Source organism: Vibrio lamellibrachiae, assembly GCF_050337265.1.
Classification (GTDB): Bacteria; Pseudomonadota; Gammaproteobacteria; order Enterobacterales; family Vibrionaceae; genus Vibrio; species Vibrio kyushuensis.
Genome location: NZ_JAKJSU010000015.1, coordinates 12,351 through 32,859, shown reverse-complemented (window position 1 = coordinate 32,859; position 20,509 = coordinate 12,351). Strand labels below are relative to the sequence as shown.

At 42.5% G+C, this 20,509-nt stretch carries 17 protein-coding genes; 4 read left to right on the top strand and 13 right to left on the bottom strand.

Annotated features, from left to right (window positions below; all coding sequences use genetic code 11):
• Positions 1 to 105: 105 nt before the first annotated feature.
• From L4C54_RS21220 to L4C54_RS21160, 13 genes are all read right to left on the bottom strand, one after another.
• Positions 106 to 585 (bottom strand): type II secretion system protein, encoded by a 480-nt coding sequence (locus L4C54_RS21220; RefSeq protein WP_428809712.1) that lies wholly within the window; start codon positions 583 to 585, stop codon positions 106 to 108.
• Positions 586 to 623: 38 nt separating this feature from the next.
• Positions 624 to 1,199, bottom strand: coding sequence for a prepilin-type N-terminal cleavage/methylation domain-containing protein (locus tag L4C54_RS21215; protein WP_428809711.1), 576 nt, complete (start codon positions 1,197 to 1,199; stop codon positions 624 to 626).
• Positions 1,200 to 1,273: 74 nt separating this feature from the next.
• Positions 1,274 to 1,732 (bottom strand): MSHA biogenesis protein MshF, encoded by a 459-nt coding sequence (locus tag L4C54_RS21210; RefSeq protein WP_428809710.1) that lies wholly within the window; start codon positions 1,730 to 1,732, stop codon positions 1,274 to 1,276.
• Between the two features lie 7 nt (positions 1,733 to 1,739).
• Positions 1,740 to 2,960 (bottom strand): type II secretion system F family protein, encoded by a 1,221-nt coding sequence (locus L4C54_RS21205; RefSeq protein ID WP_428801249.1) that lies wholly within the window; start codon positions 2,958 to 2,960, stop codon positions 1,740 to 1,742.
• A 26-nt stretch (positions 2,961 to 2,986) separates the two neighbouring features.
• On the bottom strand, positions 2,987 to 4,717 hold the full coding sequence (gene mshE, locus L4C54_RS21200) for an MSHA fimbrial ATPase MshE (RefSeq protein ID WP_428801250.1): 1,731 nt from the start codon (positions 4,715 to 4,717) through the stop codon (positions 2,987 to 2,989).
• Complete coding sequence (locus tag L4C54_RS21195; protein ID WP_428809709.1) at positions 4,707 to 5,963, bottom strand: tetratricopeptide repeat protein; 1,257 nt, start codon at positions 5,961 to 5,963, stop codon at positions 4,707 to 4,709. The genes mshE and L4C54_RS21195 overlap by 11 nt, the downstream gene beginning before the upstream one ends.
• Positions 5,960 to 6,805: an ExeA family protein gene (locus L4C54_RS21190; protein ID WP_428809708.1), complete on the bottom strand. Its 846-nt coding sequence runs from the start codon at positions 6,803 to 6,805 to the stop codon at positions 5,960 to 5,962. The genes L4C54_RS21195 and L4C54_RS21190 overlap by 4 nt, the downstream gene beginning before the upstream one ends.
• 82 nt (positions 6,806 to 6,887) lie before the next feature.
• Positions 6,888 to 8,504 carry a pilus (MSHA type) biogenesis protein MshL gene (gene mshL, locus L4C54_RS21185; RefSeq protein ID WP_428809707.1) on the bottom strand — a complete coding sequence of 539 codons (1,617 nt, stop codon included), beginning with the start codon at positions 8,502 to 8,504 and terminating at the stop codon, positions 6,888 to 6,890.
• Between the two features lie 15 nt (positions 8,505 to 8,519).
• On the bottom strand, positions 8,520 to 8,798 hold the full coding sequence (locus L4C54_RS21180) for an MSHA biogenesis protein MshK (RefSeq protein WP_428809760.1): 279 nt from the start codon (positions 8,796 to 8,798) through the stop codon (positions 8,520 to 8,522).
• 117 nt (positions 8,799 to 8,915) lie between these two features.
• Complete coding sequence (locus L4C54_RS21175; RefSeq protein ID WP_428809706.1) at positions 8,916 to 9,560, bottom strand: type II secretion system protein GspM; 645 nt, start codon at positions 9,558 to 9,560, stop codon at positions 8,916 to 8,918.
• Positions 9,557 to 10,996 (bottom strand): MSHA biogenesis protein MshI, encoded by a 1,440-nt coding sequence (locus tag L4C54_RS21170; protein ID WP_428809705.1) that lies wholly within the window; start codon positions 10,994 to 10,996, stop codon positions 9,557 to 9,559. The genes L4C54_RS21175 and L4C54_RS21170 overlap by 4 nt, the downstream gene beginning before the upstream one ends.
• A 12-nt stretch (positions 10,997 to 11,008) precedes the next feature.
• Entirely contained in the window at positions 11,009 to 13,018 is a 2,010-nt protein-coding gene (gene csrD, locus L4C54_RS21165; RefSeq protein WP_428809704.1) for an RNase E specificity factor CsrD, read from the bottom strand.
• Between the two features lie 135 nt (positions 13,019 to 13,153).
• Entirely contained in the window at positions 13,154 to 13,723 is a 570-nt protein-coding gene (locus L4C54_RS21160; protein WP_428809703.1) for a single-stranded DNA-binding protein, read from the bottom strand.
• 299 nt (positions 13,724 to 14,022) lie between these two features.
• Between L4C54_RS21160 and L4C54_RS21155 the strand changes: the two genes are divergently transcribed.
• From L4C54_RS21155 to L4C54_RS21140, 4 genes are all read left to right on the top strand, one after another.
• A complete protein-coding gene (locus L4C54_RS21155) occupies positions 14,023 to 14,670 on the top strand; it encodes a LuxR C-terminal-related transcriptional regulator (protein ID WP_428809702.1) in 648 nt (215 codons plus the stop codon).
• A gap of 117 nt (positions 14,671 to 14,787) precedes the next feature.
• Positions 14,788 to 15,657, top strand: a complete 870-nt coding sequence (gene galU / locus L4C54_RS21150) for a UTP--glucose-1-phosphate uridylyltransferase GalU (protein WP_428809701.1) — start codon at positions 14,788 to 14,790, stop codon at positions 15,655 to 15,657.
• A gap of 146 nt (positions 15,658 to 15,803) precedes the next feature.
• Positions 15,804 to 18,626, top strand: a complete 2,823-nt coding sequence (gene uvrA / locus L4C54_RS21145) for an excinuclease ABC subunit UvrA (protein WP_428809700.1) — start codon at positions 15,804 to 15,806, stop codon at positions 18,624 to 18,626.
• A 65-nt stretch (positions 18,627 to 18,691) separates the two neighbouring features.
• Entirely contained in the window at positions 18,692 to 20,470 is a 1,779-nt protein-coding gene (locus tag L4C54_RS21140) for a PglL family O-oligosaccharyltransferase (RefSeq protein ID WP_428809699.1), read from the top strand.
• The last annotated feature ends 39 nt before the right edge of the window (positions 20,471 to 20,509 follow it).

Genomic DNA, 20,509 nt, shown 5'->3' with positions numbered 1-20,509 from the left:
TTTAATATTATAGCAATAAATATTTAAACTATTATATTCAGCACTTAAATTTATGACGGGATTAAAAAAGGCCAGCTGCGCTGGCCTTTTTTACCGTATCAGATATTAACAACCATTCGGGAATACTGTAGTAGAGTAAATATTACTTGCATCTGCTTGTGTATAACGAACATAACAGTTTCCATCAGTTACTGCCGAAACATCTGAGCCTGATGAAATAGCATCATCATCTTTAAAAGTTGTGTAGTAACTAGAGCCGTCAGCAACAGAACTCCAGTCTGAATTCAAACCAACAACAGCTTCTCCAACTCCAGAAGATGTAGCTAATGGATAACCATAAATAGTTAAAATACCATCGACATCAGTGCCAGTAGAAGCACTTGCCGTTTCATCACCATTGATTGCTGCTTTACCATACACAATACCAGCAGCGCCATCGAGCGCGCCTTTTAAGCCTTGTAGCGATGATTTACGTGCATCATTCTGTAAGTTCAAGAAACGAGGTGCTGCAGTAACTGCAAGAATACCTAGAATAACAATTACCACCACTAGCTCTATCAGGGTGAAACCGCCTTGTTTTTTCATGCTTAATTCTCTCTATGTTTTAAATAAATAATGCAGAATTACTGCAAGGTTACGGTCACACGACCTGTTTCAATTTCATAAACAAACTCATGATCAGTGCCACCTTCTTGCTGTATATAAGTACAAGTGTAGTCTGTGTCATTTGCTTGAGCTGAATACTTCACATTAGAATCTGTTTCAGCGTTCTCCACCGTATCGACTTTAGGTGGGTTCTGTAACAAATTATCCATTAAATCAATACAATGTGCATCAGTTAATGTTGATGGAAATGCGCCACCGCCCGTATTTAGCGCAAATGGGTAACCATCACGAAAACCCGTATCTTCGCCAGCGTTGGTGCTTGAGCGAGTGAGCCAAAAATCAACACCGTCATAATTCACGGTGTTGTATTTTTCATTACTGATGGTTTCTGATGGCCTTGCTTCTGCTTCCCATTGGGCGCGAGCAGAAAGTACACCTGTCGCATAACCACCAGCAACACCTTCAATACTGGCTTTTTTTGCTTCGTCAGTTACATCTAGAAAGCGTGGCAGTGCAGCAACTGCGAGTAGCCCCACCACAACGATGACGACAACAAGCTCCACTAAAGAGAAACCAGATTGTTTATTGTTCATTTTATCACTCACTTTATTCGTATGGCGTATTATACGGTAAAATTATTCACTTGCTATCAATAACGCGTCAAAAATTACGCTTTCGTTAAAATATCGACGCTGACCGTAAACCTGTCATTAACTATTTGAATAACAATAACTTGATTGCTGGAATAGATATACCTACATTGATATTTCAGGTTATCGTCATCACTTTCCAGTCGGTCTTGGGCTAACTCTAAATCTCGATTATCTGGGTATAAAACCTGTAGCCAAAATGAACAACTAGCTTGTTGATTTTGATCGATAGGCATTACCCAACCCGCTTTACTCATCGTTAACGTTGTGCCATCTATTAACAGTTTAGGTGGTTGTTGGTTTAACAACCACTCCTGCTTATAATAACTGGCACGTTCGACAATTCTTTTGCTCGCAACAAGAAGTCCTGTGTCACTCGCTTCCTCGTCGACCTTCTGCCATGCCAACATAAAACCCATGATCAAGATAACAATAATCAAAAACCAGATAACAAATTGAGAGCGTCCATTTTCCACAGCTCAATTATCCTTTCATTGCATCTAACATGCCCCACATTGGTAAGAATATACCCAATGCTAGAACCAAAACCATGCCTGCGACTATCACCAATAATATTGGCTCGATCCGCGCAGTTAACGTTTTAAGGTCGTACTCAACTTCTCGATCATAAAAGTCTGCGACCTCTAATAGCAGCTCATCAATTCGCCCGGTCTCTTCACCAACCGAGATCATTTGAATAACCAAAGGGGTAAATATATTGGCATTAATGGCGGTAGACGAAATCGTCGTACCCGCTTCAATCGCTGATTTCATCTCAAGTAACTTTCTCTCCAGAAATTTATTATCTAGTGCTTCAGCTGAGAGTGCTAACGATTGATTCAGCGGTACCCCCGCTTTGAGCATCAAGGCAAAAGTTCGAGAAAAACGAGATAACTGTGCTCGATTTACAATATCACCCACAATAGGCATCCGTAATCGAATCAGATCCCATCGCTCACGTCCCGCTACGGTATTTACCCACGCTCTGAACGCAAATAACAGCCCAACCATGACACCGATCATTAAAGCCCAGTAATTGACAAAGAAATCCGACATCCCAATTAAAATACGAGTAGGTAATGGAAGATCAACACCAAAACGACCAAACATCGTAGCAAACTGAGGGATCACTTTGATATTGAGAATAAACAACGCGACAAGAATAAAGCTAATAACGAACGTTGGATAACGCATCGCGGTTTTAATTCGTTTACGTGTTTCAACTTCTTGTTCGTAGTACCCGGCAAGCTGCAGTAGAGCTTGATCAAGTCGACCTGTATTTTCACCAACACTGATCATCGAAACAAACAAAGGGCTAAACACTTTAGGGTGCAACTGCATTGATGCCGATAAGCTACGACCATTAGTCAGCTCTGCGGCCACTTCTTCCAACGCTTCTTTAAGTTGCTTATTCGCACAGTTTTGCGTTAACCCTTTCATCGAGCGTAATAGAGGCACACCCGCTTTGGTTAAGCTATAGAGCTGACGACAAAAAATAACTAAGACTTCGAGTGGAACGGCAGGAACGAACAGGGTTTTCAGATCGAAATCGAATGAAAAGCTCTTACCACCAACGGATATTGAGGTCGGGATAACCCCTTTGTTCATTAACGATTCCGCCGCTAACTCTTCAGTTGCCGCTTCAACTTGCCCCGTGGCTTTGCTGCCATCGGAGTTACGTCCGTGATACTGATACGTTGGCATATCTTTCCCAAATTAACATTGCTTTCCTACATTAATATTGCTTTGCTGATGCCAGATGCATCGCCTTCACTAAGGTTCATTACTTCATCAAGGCTAACGACACCTTGCAATGCAAGCTCCATTGCTGACGCAAGTAATGGCTTATAATTTTCAGAGCTTCGAGCCGCATCGGCAAAACCGACAGCGTCATTTGCACGCAATGCGTCCATCATTTCCTGTTCTAGCTCTAGCATTTCAAACACACCAATTCGCCCTCTGTAACCAGTCAGGTTGCAATTTTGACAACCGCTACCACGAGAGAAATTGGCCTGTGTTTGGTTAGGGAATCGAACTGCGAGCCATTGTCTTCTAGCTTCATCAACATCTTCTTCAACTTTACAGTCGGTACATATTTTCCGAACAAGACGCTGTGCTACGACGGCGCGTACGGCACTGGCAACGAGGTAACCCGGTGCGCCCATATCCATCATGCGAAGAGCACTGTCTACTGCATCATTCGTGTGCAAAGTACTTAATACTAAGTGACCTGTTAGTGCAGCTCTTAATCCGATTTCTACTGTCTCTTGATCACGCATTTCCCCTACTAAGATTATGTCGGGATCTTGACGAAGAAAGGTTCTTAATATGGTTGAAAAGTCGAGATTGATCTTAGTATTAACCTGAACTTGGTTCACTCGTGGTAAGCGATATTCCACCGGATCTTCCACGGTAATGATCTTTTTTCCCGGCTCATTTAGCTCAGACAATGCACCATAGAGTGTAGTCGTTTTACCGGAACCCGTTGGTCCTGTTACCAAGATCATGCCATGAGGTCTTTTAAGCTGCTTGCGAAGTTTATCTAACAGCTCAGTAGGTAATCCAGACTCTTCAAGCTTTCTCACCCCAGATGATTGGTTAAGTAAACGCATAACGACCGACTCGCCATGCTGAACTGGCATCGTAGACATACGAATATCAACCGACTGCCCTTTGGTTCGAATATTAAAACGGCCATCTTGTGGTAAGCGTTTTTCTGATATATCCAAGTTTGCCATCAGCTTTAAACGAAGTACTAGCGCGGATGCGATATTAACTTCATTAAGCAGCGTTTCATGAAGCACACCATCAATACGCTGACGCAAACGCAGCACATTGGCGTCTGGTTCAATATGAATATCAGACGCACCCATTTGAATCGCATCTTCAAACAGTGAGTTAATCAGCTTAACAACGGTTACTTCATCGCTGTCGGTGTCGTCATCAAGAATATTAATATCAAACGCATCATTAACTTGGTGCTCTGCCTGCAGCTGCTCGGCAAACGAAGCGATCTCTTTAGTACGACGATAATAGCGGTCGAAGCCATCAACAAGTTGGCTTTCAGGTGCAATAACAAACTCAAGGCTAAATTTTGACAGTTGACCTAACAGTGCCTCTTGGGCAAAAAGATCAGCAGGATCACTCATGGCAATACGCACGGTATCGCCATTACGTGAGATCACCAACGCACGTAAACGACGGGCATGAACCTCTGGCAAGAGCTGTACGGCATCAACGTCAATATTAGCTCGACTTACGTCTATCAAAGGAAGAGCCAGCTGCTGAGATAAGAACGTCAGCATCTGATGCTCAGATAAGAAACCAAGCTCAATCAGCATAGCCCCCATTTTTCGGCCAGTACTTTTCTGTGCAGCTAACGCTTGTTCAATTTGAGATTCGGTAACGATGCCTTCTTCAACCAGCAAATCACCAAGACGTTTTCGAAGCTTAATTTGCACTGCTACTCTCCTCTTTTGAGCTGCTACTCTCTAGAGAAGTCAGCAACTTTATTCGTTCTCGTACAAATGTCTGTGATTGTCTTGATAGACCCACTTTCGTCAGAGCCTGTTCATAAGACTCTTTCGCCTTTGGCATATCCGCATTTCGTTCTTGTTGGATGGCCAATCCCAGCCACCAGCGCGCATTGCTATCTTCGACTACAACAAGCTGTTGGTATGTTTCTAAGGCGATATCATCAAGGTTATTTCTTTGTGCTAGCGCTGCTCTTAATGATAAATAATCAACACTCGGATTATGGTTCAAATGGATGAGAGGTGTTAATGCTGCTTCATGCTGCTGCTCTTTAATGAGCAGTTTTGATAAAGCAATACGAATGACTTCACTGTCATTATCGATTTTTATGCCATCTTGGAGTATTTCAAATGCTTGACGGGCATCCCCTTTACCGTAATAAAGTGCCGCCAACTGCTGACGAATATTCTCGTTTCTAGGGGTGTATCGAAGGGCTTCTTTGTAACTACTTAACGCTTCATCGATATTATTACTATCAATCGCCTTACGAGCTCGTTGCTCGGCCTTTTCAGCCAATTGCGCAGGTGTTAGCTCGACTTGCTCAATGATAACCGTATTCGGTTTTGAAGCTACTGACGCTTGAACTGGTGTCGGCGATAAGGTTTTAGTTTTAACCACTGGCTGAGAATTACTAGCCAATAACAGTGGCTTGTCTAATATTTCATTTTCAACAGGTTTAACTTGTGCAGCCTTTGGCAACTCTTTAATGGTTGATTGAGTCGCTGTAGCAACAGCCAACGGCTGATCGACTTTCTTCACTTGCTTAGATTGTGTTATTTGCTCGGATTGAGAACGTTGCTTAGCTTGATCGACGGGATCTGGATTCTTTTCAACAACCTCACTAGATGCCTGATAAATGGTCACTTGCTCTGAAGAACCTTTCGATACTGAAGCACTCGCAACTTTGGTTGCCAGACTTAATTCTGCCTCTTCACTTCTCTGATTATCGACTTCCAAAGCAACTGGTTCAGAAGTTAATACGATCTGCTCAATAGTGTCTGACTGCTGAGATACCGCCCAGCCACCAAGAGCCAAACTAATTGAAAACCCGCCAATAATCCAAGGTAGTACCGGGCGAGGCTTCACTTTGTTAATTTGAGCTTTTTCAATCTTAATCTCTGCGCTTTGAGCTTTAACTGTGAGCTCTGATAACGCTTGATTGATGGTACTCATGAGTGACTCCATCCCCATAAAAATGGGGCTTTAAATTTTGGTTTACAGCTATCAAATGTATCGTAGATAGCGCTATAAACATGATTAGTATTTACTTTCGATGCATTAACACCAAAAGCCAAAATCAGTGCTTTATGACAAATCTGATTGATCAGTCGAGGGTTTCCGTTACTTGCTCGCCAAATCGCTTTTTTGAGAGAAAGGCTGAACAAGCTTTCACAACCGGCACTTCGTGTTAGACGAGTATCAATATACGCAACGCTCTCGTCGGGAGATAATGGCCGTAACTTAGCGTTAAACGTAATACGCTGACGAAATTGGCGTAAATGATGCTGTGTTAAACGTTCATCAAGCTCTGGCTGACCTATCAGTACAATATTAAGGAGCTTGTCTTGCTCTGTTTCCAAATTTCCAAACAGCCTTAATACCTCCAAGGCTTCATCGGATAAAGCCTGCGCTTCATCAACGATTACAACAGTTTGTTTGCCTGACTTTGAAAGTGCAATCAACTGCTCTTGAATTTTATCAACAACGGATACCGAAGATTGAATACTCAGACCTAATTCACTGGCAACAGCCAGACGAAGTTCTTCACCCGTTAATACTGGATTTGGAAGGTAGACTAATTCAACACTCTCTTTTAAGTGGTTAATCAGCATTCGGCAAACCATGGTTTTACCTGAGCCAACCTCGCCAGTGACCTTAATAACCCCTTCACCCATAGTTAGCGCAGCCGTCACCATTTGAATGGCTTCGTAGTGAGGCTCTAACCCCAAAAACAGACCTGTGTTTGGGGTTAAATGAAATGGATACTGGCTAAAACCAAAATGTTCAAGATACATTATTTACTCGGAACCTAACCTTGCTCGAAATCTGATGATCTTAAGATCAAAGCTAATGAAGGCCACTCGGCTAAATCACCGATTACTTTGAATCAGGGAACCACTCTTGCAATATGTCACGTGAGCGCTCTAGCTCTTTTTGCCACGTATTTACACCAACAACCGTCGGTCTAAGTAGTATCACCAATTCAGTTTTCTGAGTGAGTTCAGTGGTATTTCTAAACAGATGCCCAAGCGCTGGAATATCACCAAAGAACGGAACTTTAGATACTTGCTCAAACGTGTTGGACTTCATCAAGCCACCAATCACGACCACATCACCATCACGAGCCCGAATAATAGAATCAGATTCACGAATTGAACTTTGGGCCAACGGCAAACTAATGGTTGTATTACCGTAACCAATTTCTTTGACCTGCTCGGTTACATCAATGACGGCAGGGTGAACATGCAATAGCACATTTCCTTCATCATCAATCTGTGGTGTCACATCTAATGAGATACCTGAGAAGAATGGCGTTAGTTCAACTTCTGGAGATGCTTCAGAATTATCACCGCTACCGACTACACTGGAGAAATCCGTCACGTAATACTCATCAGTACCGACTTTTATCACCGCTTTTTGATTATTAGCCGCAGTAACTCTAGGGCTTGAAAGTACATTCAAGTCGCCTTGGGTATCCATAAAGCTCAGAACGGCTTCAAAGCTGCCATCGGAAATCGTTACATTCGTTTGACCACCCAATAAACTACCAATCGAATCTAACCCAGGAAGCGCGGCGGCGCCCAATCGGTCAATCACAACCTTGCCATCACCCATCGAGATATTTGACCAGTTAATCCCTTGTTGATAACCGTCATTAAGAGTGACTTCTAGGATCTTCGCTTCCAAGATAACCTGACGCTGCAAGCGCTCTTGGGACACGCTCAAAAAGTGTCTTACTTCTCTAATCGCATCAGGGTACGCTCTTACGGTAATCACACTGGCTTGTGGCGTAACAACAACACTTTGCCCATCACCACTGCCAATTAATTGAGAAACCGCCGTCACTAACTGAGGCCAAAAGTCACTTTCACTGATCGTTTCTATTTCAGTCCCGCCTTTTGAACTCGTCGTTGATGAGCCTGACGAACTTGAAGAAGAACTGGATGATGAAGAAGATGAAGACGAGCCACTGTCAGTGTTGGTAATCGTGCCGGTAGTGATCGATGTTAATGAACGACCTTTTCGCTGCATCTGCAAGTAATCAACAGGAATGGTAACGGTACGAATACCAGAAGGGTAAACCTGAATCACCTTCCCTTTTCGCTCAACTTCATAGCCGTACATATCACGAACAACCGATAAAACTTCATCTAAAGTGACATCTGATAAATTAACAGTAATAAGACCTTTTACAGAGGGATGAATCGCAGCGCTGTAGTCTGTCCCCTTAACTAAACTGGCAAAAAAGGTGCTGGCTTCAACACCATCAGCACGGATTCTAAACCGCTTAACATTGCCTTTAGCAGCCAGACTCACACCATCAATGTTTGGCATAAGATCTTGCTGAACAGAGGCCGGCAATTCATTAAGCTTTAGGCTATTGGCTTCATTGATCGCTTCATTAAGGGCAGATTTTGCCTCAACAGGATCACGGTGACCCATAGAGCACCCTGCAAGAGTTACGATAGCGATAGCAATTACGATTTTGCGCATAGAATTATTATTACCTTAATTCTTAATATCTAACGAGAATAGCTCTAATGTCCAAAGCTTACTCCCGCGTACTAAAGTCACGTTTTCATCTGAAATCTGACGGACTTGATATCCATTTAATTTATCTCCCTTCTCAACAACACTGTTATTAAGAACGGCATTACATCGGCCAACTTCATCACAAGCGATGCTCTTAAGCGTGGGCAACCGATAGGTGATGGTTCTTTTCGCTGTCGACGTTGATTTCGCAGGCTTTTCCCATCCTAAGGGGGCAGTTGGATCTTGCCCTGCCATGCGTGTTTTGTCTGCTGCAGGCTGCTTTTCTGTTGAAGCAAGAGCCTGCTGTGCGAAGGAAGGTGCACTTCCTAACGCGAGGGCAACGAATAGCATTATTCTCAATGTCATGTTCTGTTAGCCCCCTATAAACTCTTTACGAGCTCCTAAAGTGTAGACTTCCATAATCAGTCGCGCTTTAGGGTACTCTTCAACCTGATAATGGAAACTGCGCCAATAGTATTTCGCAGGCATCGCTTCTAACGCTTCTAGGTAAGTCAAAATATCAAAATAGCTGCCGGTAACTTCAATTCTTACCGGGTGTATGAAATAGCCAGTCTCTTGCGACTGTTTCTTAACAATGGATTCAGCACCCAGCGTTTCTAAAGAGACAAGATGAAGACGTTTACTTTCAGACAGCACATTTTCAAGTAACAAGGTCATCTGTGTCGGAGAAATTAGCGTATCAATAACCCCAGACAGCTCATGAGAGAGATCTTGGCTCTGTTTGAGTAACTTTTTGAACTCAATATCGATCTCTTTATTGGGATCTTTTCTTAACTTAGCTGTTAAAACCAGTGTTTCACCTTGCATGCGCTGAATATCAGCCTTGGTGATCATTAATTGGTGATTCAGTTGATTACTTTTTTTCATCGCAGGCTCAAAGACGAAAGTAAACATCACCAACGCAGTAACGATAAAACCACCGATTGAAATCAACCATTTTTCACGCCCAGACAACTGCTCAAATTTGTTTTCAAGCTGAACTAGTGTTTGATTCATCGTTTTACATCCCCTTGCGTTAACAACTCGAATGTAATGATGTTTTGTTCATTTCTGCCAATTTTTAGTTTTTCAAAGGTTCGCCCTATCAAGTTTAGCTCTTGCCTAAATTGATGAACCCAGTTCGGTACAGCTTCTGCATTTCTTGCTAAGCCTTGTAAATTGAGCTGTTGACTGTCGATCTGAATTTTAATCAGCGAAATATCTTTTCTACCAAGTGTAGCCAATGAAGCCATCACACCGGAATACCCTTGCCTTTGAGATTGATCATAATCACCGATCGCTCTCAATGAGTCACGATGAGACTGAATTTCAAGTTTAAGCCTTGCGACTGCCGCAACTTTATCCGGTGACGGTATATGGCTTTCGAGCTGTTTTCGTAACTCAGCTGACTCTTGCGACAGTACTTTTGCCTGTTGCTTCTGATCCGTCAACTCAACTTGCAACTGTTGCGACTGATAGTAATAAAAACCACTGAGTGAAAGCAGTATCGCGGCGACAGCAAACCAAGAGAGCGCCACATTCTGAAAAGTGAAGTACTGTTTCTTTGGCCTTAGGTGTGCGGGGTAAAGATTAATATGTTCAGCAGGTACATCGATGGCTGCTATAGATAACAATTCGCCAGAGGAGGTAGCGTCTTCTGATAGCGGCTTAACTTTTACGTTTAGTCGTTCATCTAGCGCCAGTGCTAACTCTTGCTGATCTTCTTCATCACAACAGGTAAAGAGTGTATGTAATGGTATGCCTTTTAGCTGAGAAGAGAGGTAGTCAATTGAACGTTGTAGTTCAAGTGCCATTCCGTCTAACTGCAATGCAGAGCTTGCGGTGCCTGTTAATGGTGAAGCAACATTACGTATTGTGCGCTGAAACACGCATTTGCTTTCATGAAAAGCACTGATTTTATAACTGCCGCGAACACTGCGCTGAAGCAATAAATAGCTATTCTGCTCTTGTGATGTTGCGCCCCAGACGTCATCTTCAGTAATGACCTCACCCAATAAGCAACTCTGCTTAGTCAGTAGCTGGGTAAGTTCGGCTATGATTGATTTTTTTATGACATAAGTTTGGATCTTATTGCCATTAGGCAATCGGAATGCATCTGCCACAATCTCAGTCACTTTTTCAGTAACTAAGTCTTTTAATAGAAATGGAAGTGCGACTGACCACTCTTCTTGTGGAATGTTGGGCGTTTCGATTTGATAAGTTTGATAAAGAGTAGAGTTGAGAACAACACTTACCGTTACACCTTCAACAGCGTGTGTTTTTAAACTCGTCGCAAGCACCTGTGTCCAGCTGCTATTTTCAAGCGAAACTTTAGGCAAAGTGAATGTTGGATGCGCTGAAAAATAGATAGCATCCGGCTGCACTATCGCTAGTAAACTAGAGTGCTCGCTCTTTTTCGGTTTAAATTTATCTATGAGTGACTTAATTTTCATCTACCAATCACTTTAATGTATTGTTCGCCATCGATTTCGTCGACCCGGCTTTATTTTATTTGAATTCACAGTAGGCGCTTTTTCATTTATTTTAGCCCATACTTCTGATTCTGTATCAAAAAGGCGACCTTGCACGCCATGAACACCGAGATCTATTAGGGTTTTATGCTCAGGTTTACTTTCGACACCAACCGCAATGACCTTCGTTTTTCCACCGCTGCATGCACCAATAATACTTCGTACAAAGAGTTGGTTTTCATCTCTTTGATCGATTCGTTTAATTAGGCTTCGGTGTAACTTAAGGTAATCGACATTCAAGTCTTTTAAGTAGTGCGTACTGACTATTGTTCGTCCTGCTTGACCAACAATAACTTTACAACCTAGACCAGAGAGCATTCGTATCACAGGTCGCATGTAATCTAAGTGCTTAACTAACCGCCCTTCAGCAAATTCAAAACCAAGTTGTGAACGCTTCTGAGATGTCAACTGCAATAATTCATTCCTCAGCCATTTAAAGTTATTTTTATCCGAAAATGGTTGAACATGAAGGTTTACAGAATAACATAGGCTTAAAGGAGATTGTTTCACATATGCTACTGTTTTTCGAAGCATTTCTCGATCTATTTTGTGTTGATATCCAACCTGCTCAAGTGCAGCATTAAACCTTGATGCCTTCAGTATCCCTTTCTCTGGATCATCGATTCGAGCAAATAGTTCTTGATGAATTAACTGCAATTCATTCCTGTCTGTTTGCAGGTAACAAGATTGAGCGTAAACACGAAGATTTTCTTGAGTCAGGGTTTGATCAAACAGAGTACGCCATCGAACACTGCCTCGATCTTCTTTCTCGATATTAGCCTTACTAAAACGGGTCCAAGTATTAATTTGCTGCAGTTGAGCACTTTTTAATGCCACCTCTGCCTCATCCATAATCTTTCCTTGGCGATCACCCTCTCTAAACAAGGTCACCCCCATATGGCACCAATTATCTTTATCGATAGGAGAAGGTGGAGAGAGCTTTTCTAATTGTTTCATACACGCGTTAACAAGGTGAGTGACTTCTTTACTGCCCTGATGTGGTACGAATATAGCGAAGTCAGAGCTGAAATACCGAGATAGTAGTACATCAGGATAACGTTGAATTACACTGTTTAATGCCTCAGCTAATTCGACAATAAAATCATCACTAACACTTTTTCCATTAAGCTCTTTAACGTCTTCCCAATCATCAATTCTAAGTAATATCACAGAGCCGTAAGCTCCACTTTCATGTAGTACCGACTCTAGTTTACTGTCAAAAAGCACACGGTTAGCCGTCCCGGTTAGTTGATCCAGAAAAGTTTGGGTACGAATAAACGTATCGAAGCGACTGCGCTCTTGCCTGGCATCTTGCAGCTCTTCGATTAAGCAGTCTAATGCTTCACTCGCGGTGTAGGGCCACTCTCTTAAGTCCCCCTTTGCATGTTGCTCAACACGTCCGGCTAAAATCATTCTGCCACGCTCTTCAAGAAGCTCAGAGCCAATAAGTTGTTCTTTCAGCCACTTAACGCCTCTGATCAAGCAAAAAATAATTAGGCCAACAGCCAGAGTGATCGTCCACAATGCACTAAAAGAGTCGGTATAACCTAAATAAGGGGGAACAGCTTTGAATTTTATTTGGTAGCCGTTGTTTCTTTCGAGTGAATATTCCCTGCTATATAACCGAGTCGGGTCGACGCGAGAGGCGGTATCTTTAAATCGATAAATAATACCGGCACTAGAAGAGAGTTCCATTTCGACAATGCGAGATGCTTGTAACATCTTGGGCATCCATCGCTGCATAGACTGCGCAGCTTCTGGATCTGACATTTCTTTATCAACGACTGTAACAATGCCATCTAGATAGTGGGAGAGATACTCTTGGCCAATCTTTTTGAACGTCAGCGTCCCACCAATGAACAGTATAAAGGTCGCACTGATAACAATGATGGTAACAAATGCCACCAACCGGGTACTGAGCTTTAAGGTAGGGGTAAACCTCATAAAGTTAGAGTTCCTTTCTATATTTTCTTCAACGGCACAAAATTGATGGCTGCAATTGAGAGATAAGTCATTTATCTCTTTGCTCACTATATAAAAAAGCCGCGATAATCGCGGCTTTTTTCAACATTTTTTCCCTTAGAACGGGATGTCATCGTCAAAATCCATCGGCGGCTCATTATATTGTGGCTGAGCTTGCTGAGGAGCTTGTTGTTGAACTGGCTTATGCTGAGGTGCTGCTTGAGGCTGCTGCATTGCTGGTTGCTGCTGCTGTTGCTGTTGCATAGCAGGTTGCTGAGGTTGACCCCAGTTATTGTTTTGCTGCTGATTCTGTTGGCCTGCACCGCCACCTTGACCACGACCACCTAATAATTGCATTTGGCCTGTTGGCCACTGAACAACAACTTCAGTTGAGTAACGATCTTGACCGCTTTGATCTTGCCACTTACGAGTCTGTAATTGACCTTCAAGATAAACTTGAGAGCCTTTACGTAAGTATTCACCAGCAATTTCAGCCGTTTTGCCAAATAACACAACACGGTGCCACTCTGTTTTCTCACGCTGTTCGCCAGATTGCTTATCGCGCCAAGTTTCAGAGGTTGCAACGGTAATATTTGCAATCGCACTACCATTGGCGGTGTATTTAACCTCAGGATCTTGCCCAAGGTTACCCATAATGATGACTTTATTTACGCCACGGCTTGCCATGTTCTGCTCCGTTTAAATGATGTCTTTGGAAAAGTTAAGTGCGGTAGGATAACACGCTTTATCACGGGTACAAATGGGATTAAATAATCCATCGCCTTCTCAACAATATCATCGAATTAATTTACTGATTTTTAGAGGTTCTTCAAATTCACAGTTGCTGATAAATGCCTAGATTACTCAGCAATATGAAACCAGACGCAAAAGAACAGTCTATTATTCGGTATATCTAGCTCTTGCCCACAATTTGCTTCATTTTAGTCTAAAAAATAACGTCATAATAAAAGCAAAGGGCTTAAGTCATGAAGAAAGCAGATTACACCAGAACTATCTATTTTTTATGTGAAGATAAAAGTGCTGACTATCCACACGTCGATAAGTTACAGCAGGCTCTATCTATAGAGATCCCTAAGATCCAGCCAGAGGATCTAATGGAAGCAAGCCCTAAACATCGCCACAAAATACTTCTTATTGACTATCAAGCGCATAAATTACTTCAACAACAGGTCCGTAACTTACCGATTGCAGATAAGAACTTTGAAGTGATCATCTTCAACCTCAATAAACGTCTAACGACGGATGAACTTCTCTATTTTGGTAACTTAAAAGGGTTGTTTTATACCTATACTAGCGTCGATGATATTGTCCGTGGGCTAGGAGAGATAATTAATGGTCAAAACTGGTTACCAAGAAAGGTCGCCAGCCAACTACTGCACTATTATAGGCATGTGATAAATAGTAATACCGCGCCAGTCATCGTTGACCTAACCTCTCGAGAGCTGCAAATATTGCGCTGCCTGCAAAACAGTTCATCCAATATTCAAATAGCGGATAGCTTATTTATTAGCGAGTTCACCGTAAAATCGCACCTTTATCAGATTTTCAAAAAACTTTCTGTTAAAAACCGTGTTCAAGCGATAGCATGGGCGAATCAAAATTTGGCGTCTTAATTTAACCAAACGATATCAATTCATTACTTGTTCAACGACGGTTAATAAATCCGTCGTTGAAAGCATGTTATCTTTGCGCCAAATGACTATTTATACTGAATTTCAAAGGGTTTTATCATGATCAAAAAGTGCCTTTTCCCAGCAGCAGGCTACGGAACTCGCTTTCTTCCTGCTACTAAATCAATGCCAAAAGAGATGATGCCAGTGGTGAATAAACCATTGATCGAATACGGCGTCGAAGAAGCAATTCAGGCTGGTATGGATGGCATGTGTATCGTTACAGGTCGTGGTAAGCACTCACTTATGGATCACTTTGATAAGAACTACGAGCTTGAACATCAAATCAGCGGTACCAATAAAGAGGAGCTGCTGTTCAACATTCGTAAAGTAATCGACAGTGCAAGCTTCACTTACATTCGTCAGCAAGAGATGAAAGGTCTTGGGCACGCCATACTGACTGGTCGTGAACTCGTTGGCGATGAACCCTTTGCCGTCGTACTAGCCGATGATCTTTGTGTTAATGAGCAACAAGGTGTATTGGCACAAATGGTCGCGCTTTATAAGCAGTTCCGCTGTTCAATCGTTGCTGTTCAAGAAGTACCAGAAGATGAAACTCACAAATATGGCGTGATTTCTGGTGAGATGATTAAAGACGATCTATTCCGTGTCGATGACATGGTTGAGAAGCCAGAGCAAGGCACTGCACCAAGTAACCTTGCCATTATTGGTCGCTATATATTAACTCCAGATATCTTTGAGTTAATAGAGCAAACAGAACCAGGAAAAGGTGGTGAGATTCAAATTACTGACGCACTACTAAAGCAAGCTAAATCAGGCTGCGTTTTAGCTTATAAATTCAAAGGTAAACGTTTTGACTGTGGTAGCGTTGAAGGCTACATTGAGGCGACTAATTACTGCTTTGAAAACCTGTATTTAAAAGATAAAAAGACCTCAGAGCTAGGTAAGCAATCAACCCATAAAGAGTAATCTACTAGCTCAGACCAACCTTAAATAACACCACTTGTACTTTAACTATACAAGTGGCGTTACTGTTTTTTTGTCCAGTATTTTCTTTGCACAATTCTCACACTATGTAATACTTGCATCACTTAGTATTTCAACGAGTTTAGAAGATGGACACAATCGAAGTTCGCGGTGCACGAACCCATAACCTTAAAGACATCAACCTCACGATTCCTCGCGATAAACTGATCGTTGTCACCGGCCTTTCGGGCTCAGGTAAATCTTCTCTCGCTTTTGATACCCTTTATGCAGAAGGCCAACGCCGCTATGTTGAGTCTCTTTCAGCGTATGCACGCCAGTTTCTTTCATTGATGGAAAAGCCCGACGTCGACCATATTGAAGGTCTATCTCCTGCAATTTCAATCGAGCAAAAATCAACCTCACATAATCCTCGCTCTACCGTTGGTACGATTACTGAAGTCTACGATTACCTCCGTCTACTGTACGCTCGTGTTGGTGAACCTCGTTGCCCAGATCACCACACTCCACTGGCTGCACAAACCATCAGCCAAATGGTAGACAGGATCTTAGAACTGCCGCAAGGCTCTAAAATGATGCTCTTAGCGCCTATTATTAAAGAGCGAAAAGGCGAACACGTAAAAACTCTAGCGAACCTTGCCGCACAAGGCTTTATTCGTGCTCGTATTGATGGGGAAACCTGCGATCTTTCTGATCCACCAACGTTGGAGCTACATAAAAAACATACTATTGAAGTGGTTGTCGACCGATTTAAAGTGCGTAGCGACCTACAACAACGCTTAGCTGAGTCTTTGGAAACCACACTTGAGCTTTCTGGAGGCATCGCTGTCGTTACCTCGATGGATGGTGATAGTGAAGAGATAGTATTTTCTGCAAATTTTGCCTGTTCACACTGTGGTTACAGTATGCAAGAGCTTGAGCCAAGATTGTTCTCATTTAACAACCCTGCTGGTGCATGTGGTACATGTGATGGACTTGGTGTTCAGCAATATTTCGACCCCGATCGTGTCATTCTAGATGAGAGTGCAAGTCTTGCTGACGGAGCCATTCGCGGCTGGGATCAAAAGAACTACTATTATTTTCAAATGCTCTCATCACTTGCCGAGCATTATGGTTTTGACCTTAATACTCCATTTAAAAAGCTTCCAAAGAAAACTCGTGAAATCATTTTAACTGGTTCAGGTAAGACTGAAGTCGAGTTTAAATACATCAATGACCGCGGTGATATTCGCGTTAAACGCCATCCATTCGAAGGGATACTCAATACTCTTGAACGACGCTACCGTGATACTGAGTCAAATGCAGTTCGAGAAGATCTGGTTAAGTATATTTCAACGAAATCATGTACTGCCTGTGAGGGTACCCGTCTACGTGTTGAAGCAAGAAACGTCTTCATTAACGATACTGCATTACCACAAATCGTAGAGTTTAGCATCGCTGAAGCACTCGACTTTTTTCATAATCTAAAGCTAGGTGGTCAACGAGGCCAGATCGCCGATAAAGTTATGAAAGAGATCAATGATCGGCTTCAATTCTTAGTTAACGTAGGTCTAAATTATCTAAACCTCTCTCGCAGTGCAGAGACATTATCAGGTGGCGAAGCGCAACGTATTCGCCTCGCTAGCCAGATTGGCGCAGGTTTAGTGGGTGTCATGTATGTATTGGATGAGCCTTCAATTGGTTTGCATCAACGTGATAACGAACGCTTACTCAAAACACTGACACACCTTCGCGATCTCGGAAATACCGTATTGGTCGTAGAGCATGATGAAGATGCTATTCGATGCGCAGACCATGTTATCGATATTGGCCCAGGAGCTGGTGTTCATGGTGGTCACATTGTGGCTGAAGGAACGATGGAAGAGATCATTGCTACACCTGAATCACTAACGGGACAATATTTAAGTGGTGTCAAAGAGATCTCTATTCCCAAGAAACGCACTAAAAAAGATCCTAAGAAAACCGTTGAGCTGATTGGCGCAACAGGAAATAACTTAAAAGAGGTAACGCTTTCTCTGCCTGTAGGACTGTTTACGTGTGTGACGGGGGTATCTGGATCAGGAAAATCAACCCTAATTAACGACACTTTCTTTAAGATCGCACATACAGCATTGAATGGTGCAACCACCGCTACTCCAGCACCTTATAAAAAAATCAAGGGACTCGAGCACTTTGACAAAGTCATTGATATTGACCAAAGCCCTATCGGTCGAACTCCCCGCTCTAACCCTGCTACTTACACTGGAATTTTCACACCAATAAGAGAGTTATTTGCCGGGACTCAAGAGTCTCGTTCTCGTGGTTATAAACCAGGAAGATTTAGCTTTAACGTTCGCGGAGGGCGCTGTGAAGCTTGCCAAGGTGATGGCATGATCAAAGTGGAGATGCACTTCTTACCTGATGTGTATGTCTCATGTGATTCTTGTAAAGGGAAGCGCTATAACCGCGAAACTCTTGAAGTTCACTATAAAGGTAAGAGCATAGATGAAGTGCTTCAGATGACCGTTGAAGATGCGCGCACATTCTTCGAACCTGTGCCTGTAATAGCCAGAAAACTTCAAACCTTGATGGATGTTGGACTCTCTTATATACGTCTAGGACAAGCGGCAACAACCCTATCAGGTGGCGAAGCCCAGCGTGTAAAACTAGCTCGTGAACTATCTAAGCGAGATACAGGAAAAACCCTCTATATTTTGGACGAACCAACAACAGGTCTGCACTTCCACGACATCCAACAGCTGCTTACCGTTTTACATCGATTACGTGATCACGGTAATACTGTGGTAGTGATTGAGCACAATCTTGATGTTGTTAAAACAGCGGATTGGGTCATCGACTTGGGGCCAGAAGGGGGACAAGGTGGTGGTGAGATTGTGGCTCAAGGCACACCGGAATCCGTCGCAAAAGTTAAAGGTTCTCACACAGCAAGATTTCTTAAACCTATGTTGAAATAGAAAAAAACGCTAAGATAAAGGAACCAGCATTGACGCTGGTTTCTTTGTATAGGAATAGTAATAACATGGCAATATTGCATACTGGAGGCACTCGCCTTGAGCCCCATGTACCCAAGATTCCACTCAACAAGCCATTCTTAGCTTCTCTAGCGGTCGTCTTTTTTATCGCGATGCATTTTTTCATGCCTAACCCTGGCGGCTCTGGGCTCGCATTGGCATTCAACCCAGCGACATGGCTTGCTCTCTCATTCACTCTTTCTATCGGCTTATATCAACTCGCAACCAATCGGGCTCTACTTTATTCAAAGCTAACCATTGGCCTGTTTGTTTGTGTCTGTTTAATGACTCTACCTTTACTGTATGCCAACGCAACACCATCAGCAGCACTAGGAAGAATCATTGGGCTTTGGCTTGGTTTCTTACTATTCGTTTTATTACAGCAGTTTCGATTTAGTAATAAACATAAACAAAGATTGTTGTGGTTTATTGTTATTGCGGTTTTTATTGAAGCACTGTTTGGTTTCTACCAATACCTATATCTTGAGCCCAATAACCTATTTGGCTACGATGCCATTCGTAATCGACCATATGGAATTTTTCAGCAACCCAACGTTATGGCGAGCTTCCTTGCTACAGGATTGGTGATCTCAGGGTATTTACTCGCAAGACAAACTAATAAATACAGCCTAGTCAGTGAAACAGTCTTTCTATGTTTAACACCACTGTTAACGACCTCCCTATTGGTCATCATAGCTTCTAGAACAGGATGGCTCGGTGCAATAATTGCACTAGCATTAGTTATTCCTTATATCTACAAGTACGTTTCAACTAAACGCTTCATTAGTTGGGTAGCTTGCTGTTTCCTAGGTATAGGGTTAGGCTTTTTAGCTGCTCATTCTCAAGGAACAGATAACTTAATTGCAAGTAAAACGAAAGCTGATCATGTAAGGCTATACATTTACCCACAAACACTCGACATGGTGATTGAAAAGCCCTTTACCGGTTACGGTTATGGTAATTTTGAGTCTGAATATATTCTGTATACCGCGAGACAACATCAACTGAATCCAGGCTATAAAGCGGGCTTACCAGCAATGGATCACCCTCATAATGAGTTACTTTTTTGGGGTGTCGAAGGAGGGTTGATTCCAATTCTCGCCATTGTACTTGCGGCAGCCTTGGTATTAGCTCGTATTTATTACGCAAAGAAGGGAACCCGGCTAGCGATGTTTGCGCTGTTTGTGCCGATTGTGCTGCACTCGCAACTTGAATATCCTTTCTATCACTCTGCAATTCACTGGATCATCTTTATGATCTTGCTGTTCTGGGTCGATCAACGTGTCGCAAATTATAAACAAATAGGCTTTAGTAAAGTGACTAAAAGCTTGTTGAGAATTTCCTGTCTCGTACTACCTCTCATGACGACTGTTTATATGGTCAGTGCATTGCATACCAATTATGTTTTAACGCAATTTGAGCGTTCGTCACCCAAAGAGCCTGAAATTCTAAGTCGAGTCACTAATCCTGTCGTCTGGAAAGATCGCTTCGACTGGGACATCTACAGTACCTATCTTAATATTGGTTTGTATAAGCAAGAGCCTGAATTAATACAGCCGTACATAGACTGGTCACTAGGTATTATTCAGTCTAAGCCGAGACCTGCATTTTATAGCAACCTTATCTTAGCTTATCAGGGGCTAGATGATACGAGTCGCGCAGAGCAAATACGGGCTGAAGCTCGATACCTATTTCCAGAGAAAGATTTCTCTATGATTCAATACAAGCCACGATCCGATAAGCAATCAACATCGGTTTCAACATCGGAAGCTAGCAAAAAACCTTAGCTTAGAAATAGAAAAGGGGCATCAAGGGCCCCTTTTATA

What these genes read in the sequence shown, in the direction of transcription:
- L4C54_RS21220 (WP_428809712.1), bottom strand. Translation starts at nt 585, where the DNA reads ATGAAAAAACAAGGCGGTTTCACCCTGATAGAGCTAGTGGTGGTAATT.
- L4C54_RS21215 (WP_428809711.1), bottom strand. Translation starts at nt 1,199, where the DNA reads ATGAACAATAAACAATCTGGTTTCTCTTTAGTGGAGCTTGTTGTCGTC.
- L4C54_RS21205 (WP_428801249.1), bottom strand. Translation starts at nt 2,960, where the DNA reads ATGCCAACGTATCAGTATCACGGACGTAACTCCGATGGCAGCAAAGCC.
- L4C54_RS21195 (WP_428809709.1), bottom strand. Translation starts at nt 5,963, where the DNA reads ATGAGTACCATCAATCAAGCGTTATCAGAGCTCACAGTTAAAGCTCAA.
- L4C54_RS21190 (WP_428809708.1), bottom strand. Translation starts at nt 6,805, where the DNA reads ATGTATCTTGAACATTTTGGTTTTAGCCAGTATCCATTTCATTTAACC.
- mshL (WP_428809707.1), bottom strand. Translation starts at nt 8,504, where the DNA reads ATGCGCAAAATCGTAATTGCTATCGCTATCGTAACTCTTGCAGGGTGC.
- L4C54_RS21180 (WP_428809760.1), bottom strand. Translation starts at nt 8,798, where the DNA reads ATGGCAGGGCAAGATCCAACTGCCCCCTTAGGATGGGAAAAGCCTGCG.
- L4C54_RS21175 (WP_428809706.1), bottom strand. Translation starts at nt 9,560, where the DNA reads ATGAATCAAACACTAGTTCAGCTTGAAAACAAATTTGAGCAGTTGTCT.
- L4C54_RS21170 (WP_428809705.1), bottom strand. Translation starts at nt 10,996, where the DNA reads ATGAAAATTAAGTCACTCATAGATAAATTTAAACCGAAAAAGAGCGAG.
- csrD (WP_428809704.1), bottom strand. Translation starts at nt 13,018, where the DNA reads ATGAGGTTTACCCCTACCTTAAAGCTCAGTACCCGGTTGGTGGCATTT.
- L4C54_RS21160 (WP_428809703.1), bottom strand. Translation starts at nt 13,723, where the DNA reads ATGGCAAGCCGTGGCGTAAATAAAGTCATCATTATGGGTAACCTTGGG.
- L4C54_RS21155 (WP_428809702.1), top strand. Translation starts at nt 14,023, where the DNA reads ATGAAGAAAGCAGATTACACCAGAACTATCTATTTTTTATGTGAAGAT.
- galU (WP_428809701.1), top strand. Translation starts at nt 14,788, where the DNA reads ATGATCAAAAAGTGCCTTTTCCCAGCAGCAGGCTACGGAACTCGCTTT.
- uvrA (WP_428809700.1), top strand. Translation starts at nt 15,804, where the DNA reads ATGGACACAATCGAAGTTCGCGGTGCACGAACCCATAACCTTAAAGAC.
- L4C54_RS21140 (WP_428809699.1), top strand. Translation starts at nt 18,692, where the DNA reads ATGGCAATATTGCATACTGGAGGCACTCGCCTTGAGCCCCATGTACCC.